The organism is Serratia sp. KH_031, from assembly GCF_057839655.1.
In genome coordinates this window covers 2,086,335-2,107,519 of the sequence record NZ_CM174496.1, presented here as the reverse complement: position 1 = coordinate 2,107,519, position 21,185 = coordinate 2,086,335, and the positions used below count along the sequence as shown (strand labels likewise).

The window sequence follows — 21,185 nt, the reverse complement described above, 5'->3', positions numbered from 1 at the left end:
CAGTGATAATTGCGCTCACCCTATTGCTCCGCTCAAGGTTCAAAGTTGATGCAAATCAACGCCGCAGCAGGTAGTCCCAAGGGGTGAAAACTGACTCTGTCCTTAGTGAGTAGTCACATAACGTCAGTAAAGTGATTATTGATCATGAAGTTACAAGCCATGCACCTAGACTGCTATTAACCTTATAGTCCAGATGGAAACTTATGAGTACTTCCTTGTGGGTATGGGGTTATTGCTAGGGATGATGAAAAATAACATCAAAGCCCGATGTTAGCCCCGAGTTTCAACTCCTTAGAGATCCATGCCCTATGAAACGCCTGTTGGCTCCACTTTCCATCGTTAATCAGGTCGCCCTGCTAATGTTACTGCTGGGGGTATTAGGTATCGGGGGGATGGGGATTTCTGCTTGGATGTCACAAAGCATTCAGGGTAATGCCCATGCCATCAACAAAGCCGGTTCGTTACGCATGCAAAGTTACCGTTTGCTGGCTCAGGTACCGTTCAACGCCCGCAGCGAACTGCTGATGAAGGAACTGGATCAGGACGAGAATAGCCGCGACTTACAGCAATCCGTGGAGCAAGAGGGCCTCACCGCACAATTTAACGTGCTACGGGCCTATTGGCAGCAAACACTAAAACCGCAACTACACCAAGCACAGCGCCCCGCCGATGCCGAGCCCCAAGTTGCACACTTCGTTAGCCTGCTGGATAAACTGGTCTCTGATATCGATCATCAAACCGAACGCCGATTGTTTTTGGTGACGCTGGTTCAAGGCGCGTTTATCGCTCTAACATTGTTGCTGCTGGTCGGCACCATTTGCTACCTGCGCCGCCGCTTGCTACATCCGTGGCGACAACTGGTGGCCATGGCGCTAGCGGTCGGACACGGCGATTTTAGCCAACGCTTCGCCCTGCGCGGACGTCAGGATGAAATGGCCTCCTTAGGTGGCGCATTGAATACCATGTCTGATGAATTATTGGCAATCTACACCGGGCTAGAGCAACGGGTGGCGGAGAAAACCGCCGACCTGCAGCAAAAAAACCAAGTGTTGAGTTTCCTCTATCAAACCACCCGCCAGTTGCATACCAGCGAGCCAATATGCAGCCGCCTGACGCCGATTATCAATCAGCTACAAACCCTGACGCCACTGCGTGACATTCAAGTCCGTTTGTACGAAAACAATAGTCAGGAGCAATTTCTTCAACTCAGTGGCAACCAACCGCTACGCCCCGAATATTGTAGCAATCCGGTCTGTAGCGCCTGCTTGAATGACAGTCAACCGGCGCAGAATGATCATCCATCGTTAAGTTGGAGCCTGAGCGACAAGCTCGGTAACTACGGCGTAGTGATGGCTCAACACGCCCCCCAACAGCCGCTAAACGAAGAACAGCATCAGTTAGTGAATACCTTGGTTGAACAACTGACCAGCGTGCTGGCGATCGAGCGACAGGTCGATCATCAGCAACAACTGATGTTGATGGAAGAACGTGCCGCCATCGCCCGCGAACTGCATGACTCGATCGCCCAATCGCTCTCCTGCTTGAAAATGCAGACCAGTTGTCTGCAAATGCAAAGTGAAGCCCTACCGCCAGAGAGTTTGGTGTTGGTGCAACAGATGCGTGAAGAGCTGAACACCGCTTATCGTCAATTGCGTGAATTGCTCACCACCTTCCGCTTACAACTCACCGAACCAGGGTTACTGGCGGCACTGCAATCGACAGTCCGAGAATTTAATCAACGGCTCGGCATTAACATCAAGCTGGATTACCAATTAGGGCCGCGCACCGTACCGGCTTATCAGGCCATTCATCTGTTGCAGATTGCTCGCGAAGCGCTAAGCAATATCCACCAACATGCAAAGGCCAGTCAGGTCACAATCCGCGTGGCCAATCAACAGGGTGAAGTCACCCTTAGCGTGTGCGATGACGGGTGCGGGTTGCCCGAACAAAACCAACGCCCCGATCACTATGGCCTGATTATCATGCGCGATCGCGCCAACAGCCTGCACGGTGATTGCGAATTTCTCCCCCGCGATGGCGGTGGAACCGAAGTCCGGGTGGTATTTCGCCCTGACAACTATATCATTGATTAATATAACATTGATTAACATGCCATCGACTAACAGGAACAGTTATGACAACTGAAGAAGCCTCCACCATCTTGCTGATTGACGATCACCCCATGTTGCGTAACGGCGTTAAGCAATTGATCAGCATGGACTCCTGTTTAAAAGTGATTGCCGAAGCGAGCAACGGCGCACAAGGGGTGACGCTGGCGGAACAATATGACCCCGATCTGATCCTGCTGGACATGAACATGCCGGGGATGAATGGCTTAGAAACGCTCGATCAACTGCGTATGACGGCGCTCTCTGGCCGTATCGTGGTGTTTAGCGTGTCGAATCACGAAGACGACGTGGTCAACGCGCTGAAACGCGGTGCCGACGGCTATCTACTGAAAGATATGGAGCCGGAAGATCTGCTCAAAGCGCTGCATCAAGCTGCCGCCGGGCAGATGGTACTCAGTGAAACCCTGACGCCTATTTTGGCCGCTAGCCTGCGTGAAAGCCGCCCCAGCGCTGAGCGTGATATTCAGCAGCTCACACCGCGCGAGCGCGATATTCTCAAATTGATCGCTCAAGGGCTGCCGAACAAACTGATTGCACGTAAGTTAACCATCACCGAAAGCACGGTGAAAGTTCACGTCAAACACCTGCTGAAAAAGATGAAACTGAAATCGCGTGTAGAAGCCGCAGTTTGGGTGTTACAGGGGAAAAACGGTTAACGCCACTACTTGTATAAAACCGGTCGCGCATTGCGTTCAATCACATCATAACGGCTACCACGCAACGATTTCGCGGCAGCCACGTAAGCCGGTGAAATCTGCTTCATCAGCGGAACGCCCAAACGGTAGCTGATCGTTAACTCGAATTTTCGCTGGGCGTCGCTCCCCGTTCCGCTTCGATGCGTCTTTAACGCCAATAACGGTATCGGGGTGTAGCTCAGGCTAAGCTGCATACGACTCGGTTGTGGTTGATAACGAGAATAGTGTTCATAGCGCAGCGACGCGCTCAATTGCCGATAGAATGGTAAATAACATTGAGTGGTTAAATCGTAGCCGCGTGCGGGACGATTCCCCGTCGTCGATTGCGCCGTTGTCGATAACGGCACGTAGTAATTAGCGGATAAACGCAAATAATCGCCCCACATCTCACTGCCCATGCTGGCACGGCGGTAGTGGGCTTCAATATCGTTATCCCACACCGCGTTGTAACCCAATAACCAATCGCCTCGGCTCCAGCGCTGCCCCAGCCCCAGATTGATCAGAGAACTCCCCGTTTTCAGCAAAAAATTCCCTTGGCTGTAGGTTAGCAATCCTGGGTTATCCCACCACGGACTCAGCAATTGCCCCTGACTACCGGCAAAATCTCCTTTACTGGTAGCAGCCAAAGAGAGTTGAGCGATTCCCAATAACGACAGGAGTTCATGGGCTTGCTGTTGTAACCGTTCCACCGCTTGCCCTACGGCATAGTCTTCCGTACGGGTGCGCAGTTGCTGGCTGGAGAGTTGCGTTAACTTATTTTCGCCTAACCGTTTCGCCATTTGCGCCCATTGAGTTTCACGCTGCGTTGCCAATGCCACTTCGTCAGTGGTCGGGCTCGCCAATTCTGGTAATGCAAAAGGTTCTGCAACGGCGCAGGAAGACCACAATAACCAAGGGAAAATATGGAGGGGTTTAGAAGACATTGCCCATGCTCTTTATATATCGTCCTCATCCCTGAGAACGACTGATGAAATTTCGCGCACTATAAGTCATCACGCCATCATCAACATAACCGTCGAGCATAATCAGATTAGGTAAACGGCTAAAACACCACAGTATGTTTATAGAAAACAAAGAGCTGAATGCATTTCGGCTGTATCTGAGCAACCACAACCTAGCGACAAAACGATAAATTCTGCGAACTGTTTCAGTTGGCAGCCAACAAAGATGCAGCTTCAAGTATGACGGTATACGTCAAATCCGCTGCCCCTGTTCATCCAGCAAATGAGTCAGCAACGCCGTTCCATCCTTAGCCACACGGAACTCACCATAGCGAGCGTTGGCAAAACGTTCTCCCTGACCTTCTTGGAAAAAGTAACTGGATGTCCCAATCTGCAATGATCCGGCGGAAAAATGATATTTCATCATCACTTGTGATGGTTTTAGCCCTTGGTCTTGCCAGAGCGAGGCTCCCAACGCCTGATGTTTAGCATCCAGGTCGACAACAATCAACCCGGTGCTGGGTAACGCAGGGCAAACGCGCTTTTCATTCTGGCAAGCTAAACTCTGCTGAGCCCACTGCTGCTGAAGCGTGCGCGTTAACGCATAATCGAGCGCCATATAATCCCCTTGCATCAACGAACGGGGATCAACCGGCGCCAACTCTAAAATCACGACCGCACCATTTTTCAACAGTTGCTGTTTTTGAAAAATCGATACGTTAACCGCGATCAACACGAATAGAATAATGCCACCCGCCAACCACTTAAGTTTGTTTTCAATTAGCATGGTTCCCTCCATATCCCACGGGCAATAGCTTCTGTACAGTTACTGCCAATCCTAGTAACACCACACCGCTGGCGAACAACAGTAGCGACTTATACAACAAACTCACGCCGAGGAAGTAATACCACGCGTTGAGATAAACCAGCAAAAACCCCCCTGCCAACGCCAACAACAGCCGGCTACCCTGATGGCGAGCCATCAGTAATAACGCCAAGCCAAAGCCGATACCGGGTGAAAATAACGCCACTGCGCCACAAAAAATGGCCGCAGGCAAATACACCCAATTGTTGAGGGAATGGACACGGCAAGTTTGAATCACTGCCGCAATAATTAAGCCTGCAGCAATACCGCCCCCGAGCATCAAAGAGACGTCAGCGCTATGCGGCCCTTGCCAGAAAATATCATCGAGGAAATAGGCACCGACACTCACCAAACACAGCCCAGCCAACCCGGTGGGAATGCTATAGCGTAAGGCGTTGGCTAGCGTAAAACGTTCGCTTAGCCGATTTTGTTGAGATAGCGTCCATAACCATAATCCCAATAACCCAGCCACTAATAGCGTGATGCTGCCGATAGCGATACCGCGTGTTAAATGTTTGCTAGCAAGGTAAGCCAAAGGTAAAACCAACAGGAGAACAACCGTGCTAAGCGCCATAAAGCGATACACACGATCCGGCATTACCACCGCCATTAGCGCCAACACTGGCAGGAAGAACAGCAAGCTATAGACGAAATCATCACCCGAACGAAAATCCATTAGCGCATAGATGCCGACATAGAACCCGCAGGTCGCCGCAATTGCCCATGCCAAACCGGTTGAGCGACGGCCTAGACTCGCTGCACGCAACAACATCAGCGCAATTGCAGCGAGGATCAACGAATAGAATATTAACGCCCCGCCGGTTAAATCATCCAGCAACCCGGCAACGTAGAGTAAAAGTGTTAGCAACAGCAAAATAATCAGCGCCGCCACCCAACCACCGGCCACCAAAGCGGCGCTTAAATACCAAGGTAAATGATCGGAATGATCCCGTTGTTCCAGCTCAGCGATTTGCTCATCGTTAATTAATTGATGTTGAATCAGTTTTTTCAATAAACTAGCGACTTCAGATTGAGAGACTTCAACCTCTTGCCGTGGATAAAGCTGGCGTCGCCAATGCAGCAGCAACGCACCGCCCCCCACCAGCAACATCGCCATCAAGCCGCCCATCGCAAACAGGCTACCAACATCAAAATCCCCCAACCATTGCACGATATGCACACAACCAACCACCATCAGGCTAGCAATGCCTAATGTCAGCATGCAAAGATCCTGACGACGATAGCGATAGTAATAATAGCCCACCAGCAATACCGCCAACCACGTCAAAATCATCATGTTATTGGTATCGACGCCACGCCATTCCAGCACGGCTTCGCACACCCATAGCGTCAACATCAATAGCAGATAAGCCGCAATTACGCGTGACGGCCAACGTTTAGCTAACCAGCTTTCAGGGGCGGTTTTACTGGCACGCTCTGCCAAGGTTTCACGCACGATCAACACCACAGCCTGAATGGCAAAATAGCCGTATAAAATGGTATCGGCATGCCAAGGAAAGTGGTTGCCGAAACCATCATCAAAAGCGAACCACGCTTGGTTAACGTAATAGAGTTGGAAAGCCAGATGGGCAATCAGCCAAAAGCATAGCCATAACGCGTTTTGTCGCCCGATCAATGCCAAGGGTAGCAGCACCAACGCCCAAGCGCGGAACAGTTCCCAACTGTCAGCACCAGTTTGATAAACCTGACCATACAAGGCGAATAACCCGCCAAAACTTAACCCGACGGCCAACAACGCCCAACGAGCTATGCGGTCATACCAACGCCACCAAACCACGATAGCTAAAGCCAGGATCAATCCTTCAACCAAGGTAAACTTCACCAACGGTGACAGGGCATTCCAGTTCCAAGCGATGAAAAACACCGTACCCACCACCAGCGCCAGTAACCCCAATAAGGTCAGCGTCGCCACCAGAAAATACCGCCAATCCGCCAGCGTAGGTCGTATACCGCAAAAAGTAAGGATGTGCTGATAAGCCGCAGGAGATAAGCGTTGAGGTTCGCTCAACGTACTCAGAGAGAGGCAGACGTGCTCTGCCGCTCCAGAAGGGAGAATTTTGGGGTTATCCATACTGACTTCCTTGCCGGTGAGTAATTCATCTCATTATAACGTATGGATTTTTTGTTGTTGGATTAGTTTTTTTAATTCTGGCACACAGGAACCGCAGTGAGTACCACACTGCAATTTATTCCCTAAAGCACGAGGACTGTCGCAACCTTGCTGAATCGCCGCGATAATCCGATTCTCATCGACACCGAAACAGCTACAAATTAGCGCACCACTGGCTTTTTGCCCCGTAGCAGCCTGTCCAGCCAGCAAAGCCAACCGCTGGCGTGGGTGCTCGGGCGCTTGCACAAAGGCGGCGAGGATCGCCGGACGATCCAGAATAAGATCCCGTTGCCGCACATAGAACGCCAGTTGAACTTCCCCTTCTCGCCAACCCACCACATGAAAGCCCTGCTGCGCTAAATGCGCGGTTTGCAACGTGATATCGGTGAGGGGGAAATGATGTTGTAGCCAACTGAGCCAATCGGTCACGGGTTGCTTACCCGCCATGATGAGGTGTGTGAGCCCTGGTTGCGTGACACGGCTCCAATAAATGCCCTTCGGTGCGACCGCCTCACCACGCAAAAAGATCTCCGCCTGCCATGTCGTCGGCCAATAGCTGACGTTAACCGCCGCATGTTTGCTTTCTGGCTGCCCAGATTGTGCATCGACTACCGAAGGGATCAAACTATCAACCCGCCCTTGACTGGTGAATTGCTCGTTCCAATGCATCGGCACGAATACGCTGCCACGCCGTTGCCCAACGCTCAGTTGCGCCCGTGCCAACAACCAGCCTTGCGGCGAACTCAAGCGCACCAAGGCGTTATCGTAAATGCCCAACTCATCGGCATCCTGCTGATTCAGTTCACAAAAGGGTTCGCTGATATGGCGCATCAATCGCGCCGCTTTGCCAGTACGCGTCATGGTGTGCCATTGATCGCGAATACGCCCAGTGTTCAGCACTAGCGGATACTGCGCCGAGACGGCGTTTTGCGGCAAACGCGGCGTAATCGGCACTAAACGTGCTTTACCGTCTGGATGGAAAAAGTGCCGATCGCTAAACAGTCGCTGGCAACCTTGCGGATGTTGATCGTTTACCGGCCACTGAATGGGGCGCATCTGCAACCACTCTTCCCGCCCCATTTTCGCCAAGCCGCTAATATCAAACGCCCGCGTGCTCTTATTTTCAACGTCCAGATTTTCAAAACCAGACAGCGCTGCGTGTTCGCTGAAAATCTCAGCCGGATGTTGATAGCTGAACGCCGCAGCAAACCCCATGCGTTGCGCCACTTGACTGAGTATCCACCAATCAGCTTTGGCCTCACCCGGCGCGGGTAGAAATGCCCGTTGGCGCGAGATACAGCGCTCCGAATTGGTGACGCTACCCTCTTTCTCACCCCAAGCCAGTGCCGGTAAACGAATATGCGCCAACTCTGCGGTGTCGGTGGCGGCCATCACTTCAGAAACCACCACCAGCGGACACTGCCGCAGAGCCTGTCGTACCGCATCCGCATCCGGCAGTGACACCACCGGATTGGTGCCCATAATCCACACCGCTTTGATTTGCCCACGGCCAATCGCTTGAAACAAATCGACCGCATTCAACCCCGGTTGGCGAGCGATGCGCGGCGATTGCCAAAACCGCTGCACTAGGTCGGTGTCTTCGGCACTAAAACCCATATGCGCTGCCAACTGGTTGGCGAGGCCACCCACTTCACGTCCGCCCATCGCATTCGGTTGACCGGTCAACGAAAACGGCCCGCAGCCCACTTTGCCAATCCGCCCCGATGCCAGATGCAAATTGATGATGGCATTACATTTATCCACACCGCTCGAGGATTGATTGATGCCCATCGAATACAGCGTTAACCAGTTTTGGCTTTGCGTCAGTAATGTGAAAAACGCCAACACGCTTTCCAATGGCAATTGGCAAAAATCCGCTACCCGCTGCGCAGACCACTGCGCCGCAGCCGCTAAGGTTTCCTCCACGCCCTGAGCGTATTGTGGGAGGCTTGTCAGATCTAATTCTCCGCGCTGCGCCAGCCAGTGCAATGCGCCGTTGAATAACGCCGCATCCGTGCCAGGGCGCAGCGGTAGATGCAAATCGGCAGCGTCACAGGTGGCAGTTTCTCGCGGGTCGATCACTACCACTTTCATCGCTGGGCGCTGCTGACGCGCCTTGACCAAGCGCTGATACAACACCGGATGCGCCCATGCAGTATTAGACCCGGTAAGGATCACCACATCAGCATGATCGAGATCTTCATAGCAGCAAGGCACCGCGTCAGCGCCGAAAGCACGTTTATAACCGACCACCGCCGACGCCATGCACAGCCGTGAGTTGGTATCGATATTCGCCGCGCCGATAAATCCTTTCATCAGTTTGTTAGCGACGTAATAATCCTCGGTCAGGAGTTGCCCAGAGGCATAGAACGCCACCGCTTGCGCACCGTGCTGTTCGATAATTTGGCTAAAGCGCTGCGCTACCTGATCCAGTGCCTGCGACCAACTCACCGTTGCGCCATCCACCTGCGGGTGTAGCAAGCGCCCTTCAAGCCCGAGCGTTTCCGCCAATGCGCTACCTTTGACGCACAGACGCCCTTGATTGGCAGGGTGATGTTCATCACCGCTGATCGCGTTCCCTTCACCGACGGCAACGCCACAACCCACGCCGCAGTAGGGACAGGTGGTGCGATGTGAAGAACCCTGTGACGCGCTCACGATGCCGCCTCCAAAGGTTGGGCGATCGGTTGCGGATGCACCCACACGCGCCCCGCCTCCACCTTCACCGGCCAAGCGGCGATCTGCACATTATCGTCGTCGAGACTCACTCCATCGCGCAAACGGAAACGCTGTTTGTACAGCGGTGAAATCACCACCGGCTCACCGGCCACATCTCCCAATAACCCACGCGCGAGAACGTTGGCATCGCTGTTCGGCTCCTGATGACTCAAAGCATAAACACCGTTGCCCGGCAGATGGAACAGCGCAACTTGCTGCTCGCCCACCCGTGCGGCAATACCGGCATTGCTCGGTATATCCTCTAGCGCGCAGACCTCTTGCCATTGCAGCCGCGCAGGCTGAACCTGAATCACTTGCCCACGTTCTTGTCGATTCGCCGGCCGTCGTTGCCCACGCTCCGCCTGCCAGACGATCGCCTCGTCCGGTTGCTCACTGTTCACAAAGGAACGGAACAGTTTCAGCCGCTCAGGATCGGCCAGCGTGGTTTGCCATTCACACTGGTAGCTGGCGATCACCGTTTGCATTTCGCTTTCTAATTCAGCGGCAATGCCCAAACTGTCTTCCAACACCACTTCGCGCAGATATTCCAGCCCGCCCTGCAGATTATCCATCCAAGTGCTGGTGCGTTGCAGGCGATCGGCGGTGCGGATGTAGAACATCAAGAAACGATCGATGGTTTGAATTAAGCTGGCGGTATCCAGATCACTGGCGAACAAATCCGCATGGCGCGGTTTCATCCCACCATTACCGCACAAATACAGGTTCCAACCTTTATCGGTAGCGATAACGCCAACGTCTTTGCTCTGCGCTTCGGCACACTCTCGAGTGCAGCCAGACACCGCCATTTTGATTTTGTGCGGCGAGCGCAGCCCTTTGTAGCGATTTTCTAATTCAATCGCCAACGAGGTGGAATCCTGTACCCCGTAGCGGCACCAGCTCGAACCGACGCAAGATTTCACCGTGCGCAGCGATTTGCCATAGGCGTGACCGGTTTCGAATCCGGCATCCACCAGTTGCTGCCAAATCTCGGGTAACTGTTCTAGCCGCGCACCGAACAGATCCACCCGCTGCCCACCAGTAATTTTGGTATACAGTTGATAACGCTGGGCGATCTGGCCGATAGCAATCAACCCTTGCGGCGTGATTTCCCCAGCAGGAACGCGCGGCACTACCGAATAAGTGCCGTCTTTTTGGATATTGGCAAAGAAACGATCGTTGGTATCCTGCAAGGGCAAGTGCTGCGGTTTCAGCAGGTATTCATTCCAGCAGGAGGCCAAAATCGAACCCACCAACGGCTTACAAACCTCGCAGCCATAGCCATGTCCGTGTTTTTCCAACAGTTGATCGAAACTGCGGATATTGCCAACCCGCACCAGGTGATACAACTCCTGCCGTGAATAAGCAAAATGCTCGCAAATGTCTTTCTTCACTTCGACGCCGCGCTGTTGCAACTGGTGTTCCAGCACCTGTTTCACCAGCGCCGCACAACCGCCGCAGCCAGTTCCGGCCTTAGTACAACTCTTCACCGCCGCCAAATCGCCGCAGCCCTGGTCCACCGCGCAACTGATGTCGCCTTTGCTGACGTTATGGCAAGAACAGATCTGCGCTGTCGCTGGCAGTGCCGAAACGCCCAATGCCTTTGGCGCTGCGCCCGCGCTGGCGGGTAAAATCAGGCTTTCTGGTGCACTGGGCAGCGGCATGTCGTTAAGCATCATCTGTAATAAGGTGCTGTATTCGCTGCTATCACCCACCAGAACGGCACCCAACAACCGCTTACCATCGCCGGAAACCACCAGTTTTTTATACACTTCGGCCGGGCCATCCACCCAGCTATAGCTCTGGCTATCGCTGGTGCGCCCATGCGCATCGCCAATCGATGCCACTTCGACGCCCAACAATTTCAGCTTGGTGCTCATGTCTGCGCCGCGAAAAGCGTTATCTTTACCCGCTAATAGATCGGCTAAGGTACGCGCCATCTGGTAGCCCGGTGCCACCAAACCAAAAATCTGTCCGTTCCACAACGCGCATTCGCCGATGGCGTAAATATCGGCATCGCTGGTTCGGCACTGATCGTCGATCACAATGCCTCCGCGTGCCCCGACCTCCAGTTCCGCCGCTCGCGCTAATTGATCACGCGGGCGAATACCAGCAGAAAACAGAATCAAATCTGCTTCTAATTGTTCACCGTCGGCAAAACTCATGGCGTGACAATGTAACTCCCCAGCAATAATCGCCTTGGTTTCTTTACCGGTATGAACGCGAACGCCAAGGGCTTCGATTTTCCGCCGCAGCATCGCCGCGCCGCCCTCATCCAACTGCACGCCCATCAAGCGTGGGGCAAATTCAACCACATGCGTTTGTAGCCCCAACTGTTTCAGCGCGTTCGCCGCCTCTAGTCCCAGCAAGCCGCCACCGACCACCACGCCCACTTTGGCATTTTTAGCGCATTCGGCAATCGCCACCAGATCGTCCAAGGTGCGATAAACCAAACAGCCCGGACGATCGTTACCTGGGATCGGTGGGACAAACGGATAAGAGCCAGTCGCCAGCACCAGTTGGTCATAGACGGTTTCGCGCCCGTTGGCGTCAATCACGCATTTACGCTGCCGATCAATAGCGCAAACCTGTTGCCCCAAACGCAGCTCAATACCGCTGGTTTCGAAGAAATTCGGCTCCACCATCGATAGTGATTCGGCATCGCGCCCCGAGAAAAACTCCGACAGATGCACGCGATCATAGGCTGGCACCGATTCCTCACCAAACACGATAATCTGATACTGCTGGTGCAATTCCCGCGCGACCAGTTGTTCCAACAGGTGATGCCCCACCATGCCGTGACCGACAACCACTAATACAGGTTTATGCATCTTGGGATTCCTCTCGCTAAATTTCGCAGGTGTTGCAGCTAGGTTGCTGCCAAACAACAGCGTTGTGGGCTGGTCGATGGGTTGCCCTAAAAGTGGCAGGTAGAAATGACTGTCGTGTGCATCGCCATACAGCAGCACCCCACTGAGAATGCCGTTACGTACCAACAGACGGCGGTAGTGCTGTCGCAGCGGATCTTCGGCACGATAAATTTCGCTTTGTGCGTCCGGCTCGATCATCCCAGCGCTAAACATTTCAATACCGCTGACTTTTAGCCGGGTATGTAGCAATGCCGGTTGATAGGCGACGGAAGCGGCTCCGGTCAGTTGTTGCGCCAGTAATTCCGCTTGTTGCCAGCAAGGGGCGACCAAGCCCAATGTGATGTCTTGCCATTGCGCACATTCACCAATGGCGAAAATGGCGGGGTCACTGGTTTGCAAATAGTCATTAATCAAGATGCCGCGATCGCAATTCAGCCCAGCATCTTGAGCCAGTTGGGCGGAAGGTTGAACACCGGCGGCGATCACCGCCAGACAGCAGGTTAACGTCGAGCCATCGCTTAGCGTGGCGGCTTCAAGTTGGTGCTGGCCGTGAAATGCACTCACCTGACAGTTCAGGCGAATATCGATACCTCTGGTTTGTAGGTTACGTTGTAACAGCTCACTTGCCAGCGCATCCAACTGCCGCTCCATCAGGTGATGACCCCGGTGAATCACCGTCACCGGCATCCCGCGAGCCGTCAAAGCAGCAGCAGCCTCAATCCCCAACACCCCGCCACCGACCACTAACGCGCGAGCGGCGGGACGGCAATAACTCAACATTCCCTGCACATCATCCAGAGTGCGAAAACCGTAAATACCGCGCAGTCCCATTCCCGGCAATGTAGGCATTAACGGACGAGAGCCGGTGGCGATCACCAAAAGGTCGTAAGCCACGCAGCATTGGGAGGTCATCACCTTTTTTTGCTGCCGATCGACAGCCAGGGCCGCTTCACCGGCGAGTAGTGTCACGCCATTGTCGACATACCAACCCACGTCGTGCAGCACGGTGTCGACAAAAGCCTTTTCCCCCGCCAACACCGGCGACAGCAGAATGCGGTTGTAGTTACCGCGTGGCTCTTCACCGATGACTGTAATGGCGTAGCGCTGCGGCGCTAACTGGCACAGGGTTTCCACCAGCCGCATGCCCGCCATACCGTTGCCCACCACCACTAAGCGTTGTTTTTCCATCAGGCGGCCTTGGCATGTTTTTCATACAGAAATTGCAACACCTGCTGACGGTAATGGTGATAAGCCGGGGAATCCGTCAACGCCACCCGCGAACGAGGGCGCGGTAACTCCACCGTCAGAATTTCCCCGACCGTCGCCGCCGGGCCGTTGGTCATCATCATCACGCGATCAGAAAGCAATACCGCCTCGTCCACGTCGTGGGTGATCAACACGATAGTGGTGTGCAACCGTTGTTGGATCTCCATCACCGCGTCTTGTAGATGAGCGCGCGTTAACGCATCCAATGCGCCAAAGGGTTCATCCATCAGCAGCACCTTCGGTTTCATCGCCAACGCGCGCGCAATGCCCACCCGCTGTTTCATACCGCCGGAGATTTCATGCGGGTGTTTATCCAACGCGTGGCTCATATGCACCAACGCCAAATTGTGCTCGATCCATTCACGCATTTCGGCTTTGTTCATTTGCTGGCGAAACACCTGCCGCACCGCTAACGCCACGTTTTCAAAGGTGGTTAGCCACGGCAATAACGAATGGTTCTGGAACACCACCGCCCGCTCGGGGCCTGGTTCGGTAATCTGTTGGTTGTCACACAGCAAAACACCGTCACTCGGTAACGTCAGGCCAGCGATCAGGTTCAATAAGGTGGATTTACCACAGCCGGAGTGCCCAATCAGGCTGACGGTTTCCCCCGCTTGAATGTCGAAGCTCACTTCATCTAGCGCGATAAATTCACCTTGTGGGGTGTTAAAGCGCTGACTGACGTTTTGCACTTGGATAATCGGTTTCATCGCTTGCCCCTATTGCTGTTGATAACTAAAACGTTTCGCCAACCACATCAGCCCCTGCTCTAGCAGCAGCCCGACTACACCGATCAGCAAGATGGCGATGATGATGTTTTCGACGTTGAGGTTGTTCCACTCATTCCAAATCCAAAAACCGATGCCGACACCGCCAGTGAGCATTTCTGCCGCCACGATCACCAGCCACGCAATGCCGATGGACAACCGCACGCCGGTCAATACATAGGGCAACACCGCCGGGAACAGGATTTTGCGCATCACCGTCCATTCCGAGAGTTTCAATACCCGAGCCACGTTGAGGTAATCCTGCGAAATGCGCGTCACCCCTTCGGCGGTGTTGAGGATCATCGGCCAGATCGAGCAGATAAAAATCGTCCAAGTAGAAGCCGGTTCGGCACGCTGAAACAGCAGCAAACCAATGGGTAACCAAGCCAGCGGGCTGACCGGGCGCAGCAGAGAAATAATCGGGTTGAGCATCTGTGCGAGGAAGGCAAAGCGCCCTAGCAAGAATCCGGCCGGGATGCCGACCAACGCCGCTAGCCCAAAGCCCAGCGCGACACGTTGTAATGAAGCCAACACGTTCCAACCAATGCCCTGATCGTTTGGCCCGGCGGAATAGAAGGGATCGGAGAACAGCGTCAACGCCGCCTGCCATGTGGACAACGGCGTAGGAAATCCGTCGCTGCTCTGCGCCGCAATCTGCCAAGCGACAATCGCCAGCACCAAACCCAATAACGCAGGCACCACACGGCGAAACGCCTGCTGCCAAGGCAATTTTCGGCGTGATTTAGTCACTGGCGGCGCTGGGGGTGTTTCCTTCAGGGAGACTATTTGCGCACTGACCGGTTCACTCACCACCACTTGTAGATCGAGTTGTTCAGCCAAATTTTTCATCACTGACCTCCACGCTTGATGGCGAAACTGTTGGCGTATTCCGCCGGGTTGCTACCGTCCCAACGCTTACCATCGATCAGCGTGCTGCTACGCATGGCGCTGTTCGGTAAGTTGATACCGCCCACCGCGGTGGCCGCGGCTTTATAGGTCTCAATACGGTTGATTTTTTGCGCGACTGCCAAATAGTCAGGATCGGTTTTCAGTAGCCCCCAGCGCTTGTGCTGCGTGAGGAACCACATACCGTCGGACAAATACGGGAAGCTCACTTCGCCCTCGTGGAAGAAACGCATCGCATGGGCGTCTTGCCAAGATTTACCTAGCCCGTTTTGATACTGCCCCAGCATTCTCCCGGTAATAATTTCGGCTTTGGTATTGATGTAGGCGCGCCCGGCAATCACCTGCGCGGTTTCCTGCCGGTTGGCGTCGGAAGCGTCGATCCAACGAGCGGCATCCAGTACCGCAGCGGTTAAAGCGCGGGCACTGTTTGGATTAGCGCTCACCCAAGCATCGGTGGTCCCCAGTACTTTCTCAGGGTGATCAGGCCAAATCTCTTGCGTCGTTACGGCGGTAAAACCGACGTTTTCGGCAATCGCTCGCTGGTTCCACGGCTCACCGACGCAGAAACCGCTCATATTGCCGATTTTCATGTTCATCACCATTTGCGGTGGCGGTACCACCACGTTGCGCACGTCGTCAAATGGATCAATACCGGCGTTCGCCAGCCAGTAATACAACCACATGGCGTGAGTGCCGCTGGGGAAGGTTTGCGCAAAGGTGTAAGTTCCTTTGGCGCTGGCATCGATATGTTTTTTCAGCGCTGTCGCATCGGTAACGCCAGCCTGTTTAAACTGGTTGGAAAGCGTGATCGCCTGCCCGTTGTTATTCAGCGTCATCAGTACGGCCATGTCGTTCTGTGGCCCGGCGACACCGAGTTGCAGGCCATACACCATGCCGTACAGCACATGAGCCGCATCCAGTTCGCCAGACAGCAATTTATCGCGCACCGCCGCCCAACTGGCCTCTTTGCTAGGGATGATTTTGATGCCGTACTTTTCATCAAATTTTTTCACCGCCGCCATCACCACCGAGGCGCAATCGGTCAGCGGAATAAAGCCGACGCGGATCTCCTTTTTCTCCGGCGCATCTGAACCTGCCGCCCAAGCCGTATTCATCAAGCCAGGTAACATCATGCTGCCGCCCAGTGCTGCGCTGCTCAGTAAGAAACGGCGGCGCGAAAGCGGAAACCCAGCGTGTTTGGTGTGCGTCATCAGCCAATCCTTCCGTCAGTAAAAGTAAAAAAGGCGTCCGATCAGCGCATTCCACCATGGGGGTGAACACGCTAACAGGACGCCTTTATCCAAATCTTTATTGTTGACCCAACCGCCGTTGGTTGGGGCACCAGTGAGTAATGCAGCTTGTGTGCCAACTCTATCACTTGCGGTTTTTAAGCCTTTCTCTGCGCTAGTTTTGGTGAAATGTGGATTTTTTGCACAATCGCAACGCAGGGGTTGCACTGAGGATGTGCATCTACCTCTTAATAATTACCCTTGTTTGGCCGGAAAAATATCAGCCACCGACAGCATGGCATTGGCAATATCAATCAGCCGCTGGTTCTGGTTCATCGCCATTTTGCGCAGCTGTTTGTGCGCCTGATCCTCCGTTAAACCACGATGCTGCATCAGTAGCCCTTTGGCTCGTTCGATCTGCTTACGCTCCTGCAAAGTTGCCTGTGCGGCGGCTAATTCTTCCGACAGCGTTTGTAGGCGCTGGGATTGCTGCTGGATTAACTCCATCATTGAACGACTTAAACGCGGGCTAACATCACTGACCAACATCGCCGATGCGCTGCCTAGTGGAGCGGCAACGAAAGCGGCGCAATTCACCGCCGAGAGTGCATCGGCGCGGGTCAATGATTGTTGAGCCGCCACCAGACGACGGCGACAACTCACCATCAACGCGGTTTCCAATTGATCCTCAATCTGTTTCATCAAGTCGATACGGGCGGTGGTGATTTCAAACCAACGCAGACAAATATCATCGTTACCCATGGGTTGCTGTTGCGTACAGGCAATGCGCCGCAAGCGTTCAAATTCGCGATCGTCGTGTTGTTGCATCTGCTGCCACTGCGCTAAAGAAGCGGGATCGGCAAACTGGCTGAAGGTGCCGAAATGGCGCTCTTGCCCTTCAATCAAGGTCAATAGTTGCTGATGCGTCTCAAGGTTAAAGTGTTGCGAGGCGAAACCAGCAGCGCCGATAGCCCGCTCCTGCCCTGCCAGTTCCTTGCCCTGCATAAAATTGAACATGGCGATCAGCGCCCGTGTGATTTCAGGCTCCACGCTGGCATCCGCCGTTTCAAATACCAATGCCAACAGGCTTTTTACGATGTCGTTAAAACGGCTCATCGCCTCCGGTTGGCTAATCCGTTGTTGCCTTACCTGCTCACGTAACGCCGGTAATGTCGTTAAATAGTGCAAAGCGGCAGCTATGCGGCTAAACAGACGACTGGCACTGGCTAGCGGTGCGCTGTCGGTATCCAACTGTACCAACAAGCGTTGCATTGCCTGTTCAGCTTGGATCACGTCCCGCTCCCTTTCCGCCAATTGCCCACCAAAGTGAACGCCGTGCGAGCATAGATAAATGTTGGCGCTACCGCGTTCACGTTGCAGCACATGAATCAATTGACTTACCCGTCCCACTAACTGCCCCATGTGCAGTAATTGTTGCAATACGGTGATTTCACAGCGCTTCGAGGCCAGTAAAAAATCACTGGCGTCAGGGGGGAAAGTGATGGCTCGGCTCATGGCGGGTTATCCACTCAAGGGGTTTCGTCAGATCAAGCAAAAGTCATGCCGTGAGTTTCAATGTTATCCACCTACGCCATTTTTGCGGCCTATTTCGCAGGCTTAACTGCAATAAATGATTGATGGTAAATAACGATGAATAGATTACGCAGATTCGTTCAATGCCATTTGTTTGCTATTCCGCCCTTGATTAACGTGCAGGAAATAATATCTAGGGAGGGTAATGGATGGAAGATGGATATAGATTCATAGAAAATATTAATCACCGACAAGCAATACAACAAACCTTGTATGATATGAATAAAGTTCTTTCGTCAGCAGGTTTATTTATCACAACCTTGACGAAAATGGATCGTTATTGGCAGAACAGCCGCAAAAATGGACACATGTTAAATTGGAAAGCCATATTTCGTTTTATAGAAAAAAGTAACGCGACATACAAATCGTTGCCCTTTGTATTCCGCTGGCGCGAGTTTCCTTTGGCACGGGCAGGATTCTGTTTGTGCGGTTACCACGAGGCAAGTCATACTATTGAACTGATTGCACTAGAGAGTTTTGTCCGTAAAAACAAGGAGCATCCACTTAACGAGAATATGTTTGAATGTTGCCTGAATGTTATTTATCGTTACGGTGTAAATTTAGTTATTTTTGGAGTTTCCCCAAATGAAAATATGACAGTAAAAATTAGTCAAGCGGTCAATGATAAGTTAATTGAATTTTATATTCGTCACGCATCATTCGAAGTTATTGCTGGCACCATGGATTGCATCACCGACTTTGCCTCAATAAAAAAATACATTCACAAACGATAATATTTGTGTAATGTTTAGTGACTCACATACCAGAGTATATATAAATGACACACGTAAATTTTTTATAGCAGAGGAAAAAATATGACTACCGATGATATAAAAAGACTAATCGAAGATAAAAGACTTGCTGATGTAGCTCTCAGCGCCTGGCTAACCGACAGAAAAGCTAACCCGATGAAAGACATTCCTATCGAGTTTCTTGTCTGTGGACCGGTAAAAAAGAGCAAGCGCCATATGTATAAACGCCTGCAACAGAAAAATGCTTAAGTCGACTCTCCCAACCGGACACTATTACGCGTTTGGTTGGGGGAATTCCCACGGTTAGATCTGATAATCAATCTCTACCGTGAGTGAGTCTGAAAACACTTTTTCTTTAATCTCGGTGAGCGTTAGCGTTGGATTGCAAAGCTGGATAAAGCGCCAAGCATAGTTACGTTGTAGTTGGCTGCGTTTCACCCCTAACCAAACGGTATTGCCTTCAAATAGATGCTCAGCGTTCAAACTCACCAAACCACGATCGCGTTCTGGCTCATACGACATATCTGCTAAGATCCCAACGCCCAGCCCCAACTCAACATAGGTTTTAATCACATCAGAATCCTGCGCACTAAGGGCAATATCGGGCGTTAGCCCGGCATTAATAAAAGCCGCATCCAACCGGGCACGACCAGTGATGCCTTGCCGATAAGTAATCAACGGTAAGTTACTGAGCATTTCTAAGGTGATTTGCGGTTGACGCGTCAGTTCGTGTCCTTCTGGCACCAAGATGCTGTGGTGCCAACGATAATAAGGAAAGGCGGCCAGCGTTTCGTCATTACTTAATCGTTCACTGGCAATACCGATATCGGCCTCACCCGCCGCCAGCATCGCCACGATCTCTTCTGGGCTGCCTTGATTGAGTACTACGCGAACTCGCGGATATAACGCGCGAAACTCTTTAATCACACCCGGTAAGCTATAACGTGCCTGAGTATGCGTGGTTGCGATATGCAGTTGCCCGGCATCGTTATTGCTGAAAACATCGGCTAAACGGCGGATATTATTGGCATCGTTTAAAATACGCTCCGCTACCACCAACAATTCTTTACCCGGCTCGGTCATACCTAAAAGGCGTTTGCCACGTCGAATGAATATTTCGATCCCTAACTCTTCTTCCAACTCACGAATATGACGGCTCACCCCAGATTGTGAGGTAAATAACGCGTTCGCAACGTCGGTCAGGTTGTAGTTGCAGCGTGCCGACTCTCGTATAATTTTTAGTTGTTGAAAGTTCATCCATCTCCCTCAGGTTATCAATATCATTAGCTCTATTGATAACGGGTGGGATTTAATTGAACAAATACGAATTAGCCTTGAGTTATGCTTTTTAATACTAAGGCTATCCGTTATTAAAGGCACAAATATTATACGGTTGTTTGAGCACCACCAAATTGCTGTAACCATTGCCGCACGCTATTGACCAACTCACCAATTGAGTCATCAATCATGCCGTAGTTTTTTAGTTCATTATCGAGTGCAAATAGATACTGGGCATTGCTGCCTAATGGCCCACTGGCGCTGGCGATCAACGGGGCAATGACCTGATGATTCGTGTCTGCTTCAAACAATGGATGCTGTGAGTTCATCACAAATACCAGCGCGGTAACGGTTTGGTTATTATCGAGCGTCAGTTCGCACCAGGTCGGTAAATAGCAACCGGTGACCATTTCACGCTTCCACAATAACTCTAGCTCTTCATGCAGTTTATCTTCTGGTAAACGAAACGCTAACCCAGTGGTTTGCCCACCTTCTTTCAAGGCCAACATCCGCCCCGGTTGATGTGTGGTGCCACGCCCGGCGGTCAAGCGCAGGCAAAAAGCACGGTGCCAGCCCGATAATATCGCCGGGCACACTTCTTCTGCCTCAAATACCGGATTCCACATCAATGAACCGTAACCAAATATCCAAACAGGGCTATTATCTGGCCGACGAGACAACGTGCATTGTAATGAGGCTAAACGCTGTTCTGCTGTCAGTAACAACGATTCCTCAATCGCACCGAATGCCGTTTTGCAATCAGCCTGCTTTAGAAAATCTCGCGTTAACATGCTTTACCACCTCCGGGAATGGAATGTCCCATTCCCTTTGCCACTACGATGCCTTTAAGGCTTATTTATTTAGTTAGCACTACTTTTTATTACTGTAATAATAGCTCTGTTTTATTCTTTTCTTATCGACCAATCAAGCGTGTACAGCCATTTTTATATCATCATGATGATTTTCGTCCATTACCACACCAAACACAAACAATTCTTATTATCAAATGGCATGTTATACTCACCACAGAATGATAAAGGAGAATTTC

15 protein-coding genes are annotated in these 21,185 nt (G+C 52.2%); 4 read left to right on the top strand and 11 right to left on the bottom strand.

From position 1 onward, the window contains the following. The first annotated feature begins 308 nt into the window (after positions 1-308). Together narX and narL are read left to right on the top strand one after the other, a co-directional pair. Positions 309-2,093: a nitrate/nitrite two-component system sensor histidine kinase NarX gene (gene narX / locus AC3ISQ_RS09490; RefSeq protein ID WP_489352627.1), complete on the top strand. Its 1,785-nt coding sequence runs from the start codon at positions 309-311 to the stop codon at positions 2,091-2,093. A 41-nt stretch (positions 2,094-2,134) separates the two neighbouring features. Continuing rightward, on the top strand, positions 2,135-2,785 hold the full coding sequence (narL, locus tag AC3ISQ_RS09485) for a two-component system response regulator NarL (RefSeq protein WP_489352625.1): 651 nt from the start codon (positions 2,135-2,137) through the stop codon (positions 2,783-2,785). A 5-nt stretch (positions 2,786-2,790) separates the two neighbouring features. Here the strand turns inward: narL and AC3ISQ_RS09480 are convergent, their stop codons facing one another. The 9 genes from AC3ISQ_RS09480 to AC3ISQ_RS09440 form a co-directional block, all read right to left on the bottom strand. Beyond that, positions 2,791-3,747, bottom strand: coding sequence for an inverse autotransporter beta domain-containing protein (locus AC3ISQ_RS09480; protein WP_489352623.1), 957 nt, complete (start codon positions 3,745-3,747; stop codon positions 2,791-2,793). Positions 3,748-4,018: 271 nt separating this feature from the next. Continuing rightward, complete coding sequence (locus AC3ISQ_RS09475; RefSeq protein WP_489352622.1) at positions 4,019-4,552, bottom strand: GDYXXLXY domain-containing protein; 534 nt, start codon at positions 4,550-4,552, stop codon at positions 4,019-4,021. Further along, on the bottom strand, positions 4,542-6,722 hold the full coding sequence (locus tag AC3ISQ_RS09470) for a DUF4401 domain-containing protein (protein ID WP_489352620.1): 2,181 nt from the start codon (positions 6,720-6,722) through the stop codon (positions 4,542-4,544). Before AC3ISQ_RS09470 ends, AC3ISQ_RS09475 begins: the two co-directional genes overlap by 11 nt. A gap of 33 nt (positions 6,723-6,755) precedes the next feature. Further along, complete coding sequence (locus AC3ISQ_RS09465) at positions 6,756-9,419, bottom strand: nitrate reductase (protein ID WP_489353201.1); 2,664 nt, start codon at positions 9,417-9,419, stop codon at positions 6,756-6,758. Next, complete coding sequence (gene nirB / locus AC3ISQ_RS09460; protein ID WP_489352619.1) at positions 9,416-13,534, bottom strand: nitrite reductase large subunit NirB; 4,119 nt, start codon at positions 13,532-13,534, stop codon at positions 9,416-9,418. Before nirB ends, AC3ISQ_RS09465 begins: the two co-directional genes overlap by 4 nt. After that, positions 13,534-14,322, bottom strand: coding sequence for an ABC transporter ATP-binding protein (locus AC3ISQ_RS09455; protein ID WP_489352617.1), 789 nt, complete (start codon positions 14,320-14,322; stop codon positions 13,534-13,536). The genes nirB and AC3ISQ_RS09455 overlap by 1 nt, the downstream gene beginning before the upstream one ends. Before the next feature lie 9 nt (positions 14,323-14,331). Continuing rightward, positions 14,332-15,228 carry a nitrate ABC transporter permease gene (ntrB, locus tag AC3ISQ_RS09450; RefSeq protein WP_489352615.1) on the bottom strand — a complete coding sequence of 299 codons (897 nt, stop codon included), beginning with the start codon at positions 15,226-15,228 and terminating at the stop codon, positions 14,332-14,334. Further along, complete coding sequence (locus tag AC3ISQ_RS09445) at positions 15,228-16,496, bottom strand: CmpA/NrtA family ABC transporter substrate-binding protein (protein WP_489352613.1); 1,269 nt, start codon at positions 16,494-16,496, stop codon at positions 15,228-15,230. Before AC3ISQ_RS09445 ends, ntrB begins: the two co-directional genes overlap by 1 nt. Before the next feature lie 273 nt (positions 16,497-16,769). Continuing rightward, positions 16,770-18,029: a nitrate- and nitrite sensing domain-containing protein gene (locus tag AC3ISQ_RS09440; protein WP_489352612.1), complete on the bottom strand. Its 1,260-nt coding sequence runs from the start codon at positions 18,027-18,029 to the stop codon at positions 16,770-16,772. 227 nt (positions 18,030-18,256) lie between these two features. Between AC3ISQ_RS09440 and AC3ISQ_RS09435 the strand changes: the two genes are divergently transcribed. Beyond that, complete coding sequence (locus AC3ISQ_RS09435) at positions 18,257-18,841, top strand: hypothetical protein (protein WP_489352610.1); 585 nt, start codon at positions 18,257-18,259, stop codon at positions 18,839-18,841. 81 nt (positions 18,842-18,922) lie between these two features. Further along, positions 18,923-19,108, top strand: a complete 186-nt coding sequence (locus tag AC3ISQ_RS09430; protein WP_489352608.1) for a hypothetical protein — start codon at positions 18,923-18,925, stop codon at positions 19,106-19,108. A 54-nt stretch (positions 19,109-19,162) separates the two neighbouring features. On the opposite strand, the gene cbl is transcribed toward AC3ISQ_RS09430, so the two are convergent. Beyond that, the gene (cbl, locus tag AC3ISQ_RS09425) at positions 19,163-20,116 is read right to left on the bottom strand and encodes an HTH-type transcriptional regulator Cbl (protein ID WP_489352606.1); all 954 of its coding nucleotides are present in this window, start codon (positions 20,114-20,116) and stop codon (positions 19,163-19,165) included. 128 nt (positions 20,117-20,244) lie between these two features. Next, the gene (locus AC3ISQ_RS09420; protein WP_489352604.1) at positions 20,245-20,928 is read right to left on the bottom strand and encodes a gamma-glutamylcyclotransferase; all 684 of its coding nucleotides are present in this window, start codon (positions 20,926-20,928) and stop codon (positions 20,245-20,247) included. Positions 20,929-21,185 lie beyond the last annotated feature (257 nt).

What these genes read in the sequence shown, in the direction of transcription:
- narX (WP_489352627.1), top strand. Translation starts at nt 309, where the DNA reads ATGAAACGCCTGTTGGCTCCACTTTCCATCGTTAATCAGGTCGCCCTG.
- narL (WP_489352625.1), top strand. Translation starts at nt 2,135, where the DNA reads ATGACAACTGAAGAAGCCTCCACCATCTTGCTGATTGACGATCACCCC.
- AC3ISQ_RS09480 (WP_489352623.1), bottom strand. Translation starts at nt 3,747, where the DNA reads ATGTCTTCTAAACCCCTCCATATTTTCCCTTGGTTATTGTGGTCTTCC.
- AC3ISQ_RS09475 (WP_489352622.1), bottom strand. Translation starts at nt 4,552, where the DNA reads ATGCTAATTGAAAACAAACTTAAGTGGTTGGCGGGTGGCATTATTCTA.
- AC3ISQ_RS09470 (WP_489352620.1), bottom strand. Translation starts at nt 6,722, where the DNA reads ATGGATAACCCCAAAATTCTCCCTTCTGGAGCGGCAGAGCACGTCTGC.
- nirB (WP_489352619.1), bottom strand. Translation starts at nt 13,534, where the DNA reads ATGGAAAAACAACGCTTAGTGGTGGTGGGCAACGGTATGGCGGGCATG.
- AC3ISQ_RS09455 (WP_489352617.1), bottom strand. Translation starts at nt 14,322, where the DNA reads ATGAAACCGATTATCCAAGTGCAAAACGTCAGTCAGCGCTTTAACACC.
- ntrB (WP_489352615.1), bottom strand. Translation starts at nt 15,228, where the DNA reads ATGAAAAATTTGGCTGAACAACTCGATCTACAAGTGGTGGTGAGTGAA.
- AC3ISQ_RS09445 (WP_489352613.1), bottom strand. Translation starts at nt 16,496, where the DNA reads ATGACGCACACCAAACACGCTGGGTTTCCGCTTTCGCGCCGCCGTTTC.
- AC3ISQ_RS09440 (WP_489352612.1), bottom strand. Translation starts at nt 18,029, where the DNA reads ATGAGCCGAGCCATCACTTTCCCCCCTGACGCCAGTGATTTTTTACTG.
- AC3ISQ_RS09435 (WP_489352610.1), top strand. Translation starts at nt 18,257, where the DNA reads ATGGAAGATGGATATAGATTCATAGAAAATATTAATCACCGACAAGCA.
- AC3ISQ_RS09430 (WP_489352608.1), top strand. Translation starts at nt 18,923, where the DNA reads ATGACTACCGATGATATAAAAAGACTAATCGAAGATAAAAGACTTGCT.
- cbl (WP_489352606.1), bottom strand. Translation starts at nt 20,116, where the DNA reads ATGAACTTTCAACAACTAAAAATTATACGAGAGTCGGCACGCTGCAAC.
- AC3ISQ_RS09420 (WP_489352604.1), bottom strand. Translation starts at nt 20,928, where the DNA reads ATGTTAACGCGAGATTTTCTAAAGCAGGCTGATTGCAAAACGGCATTC.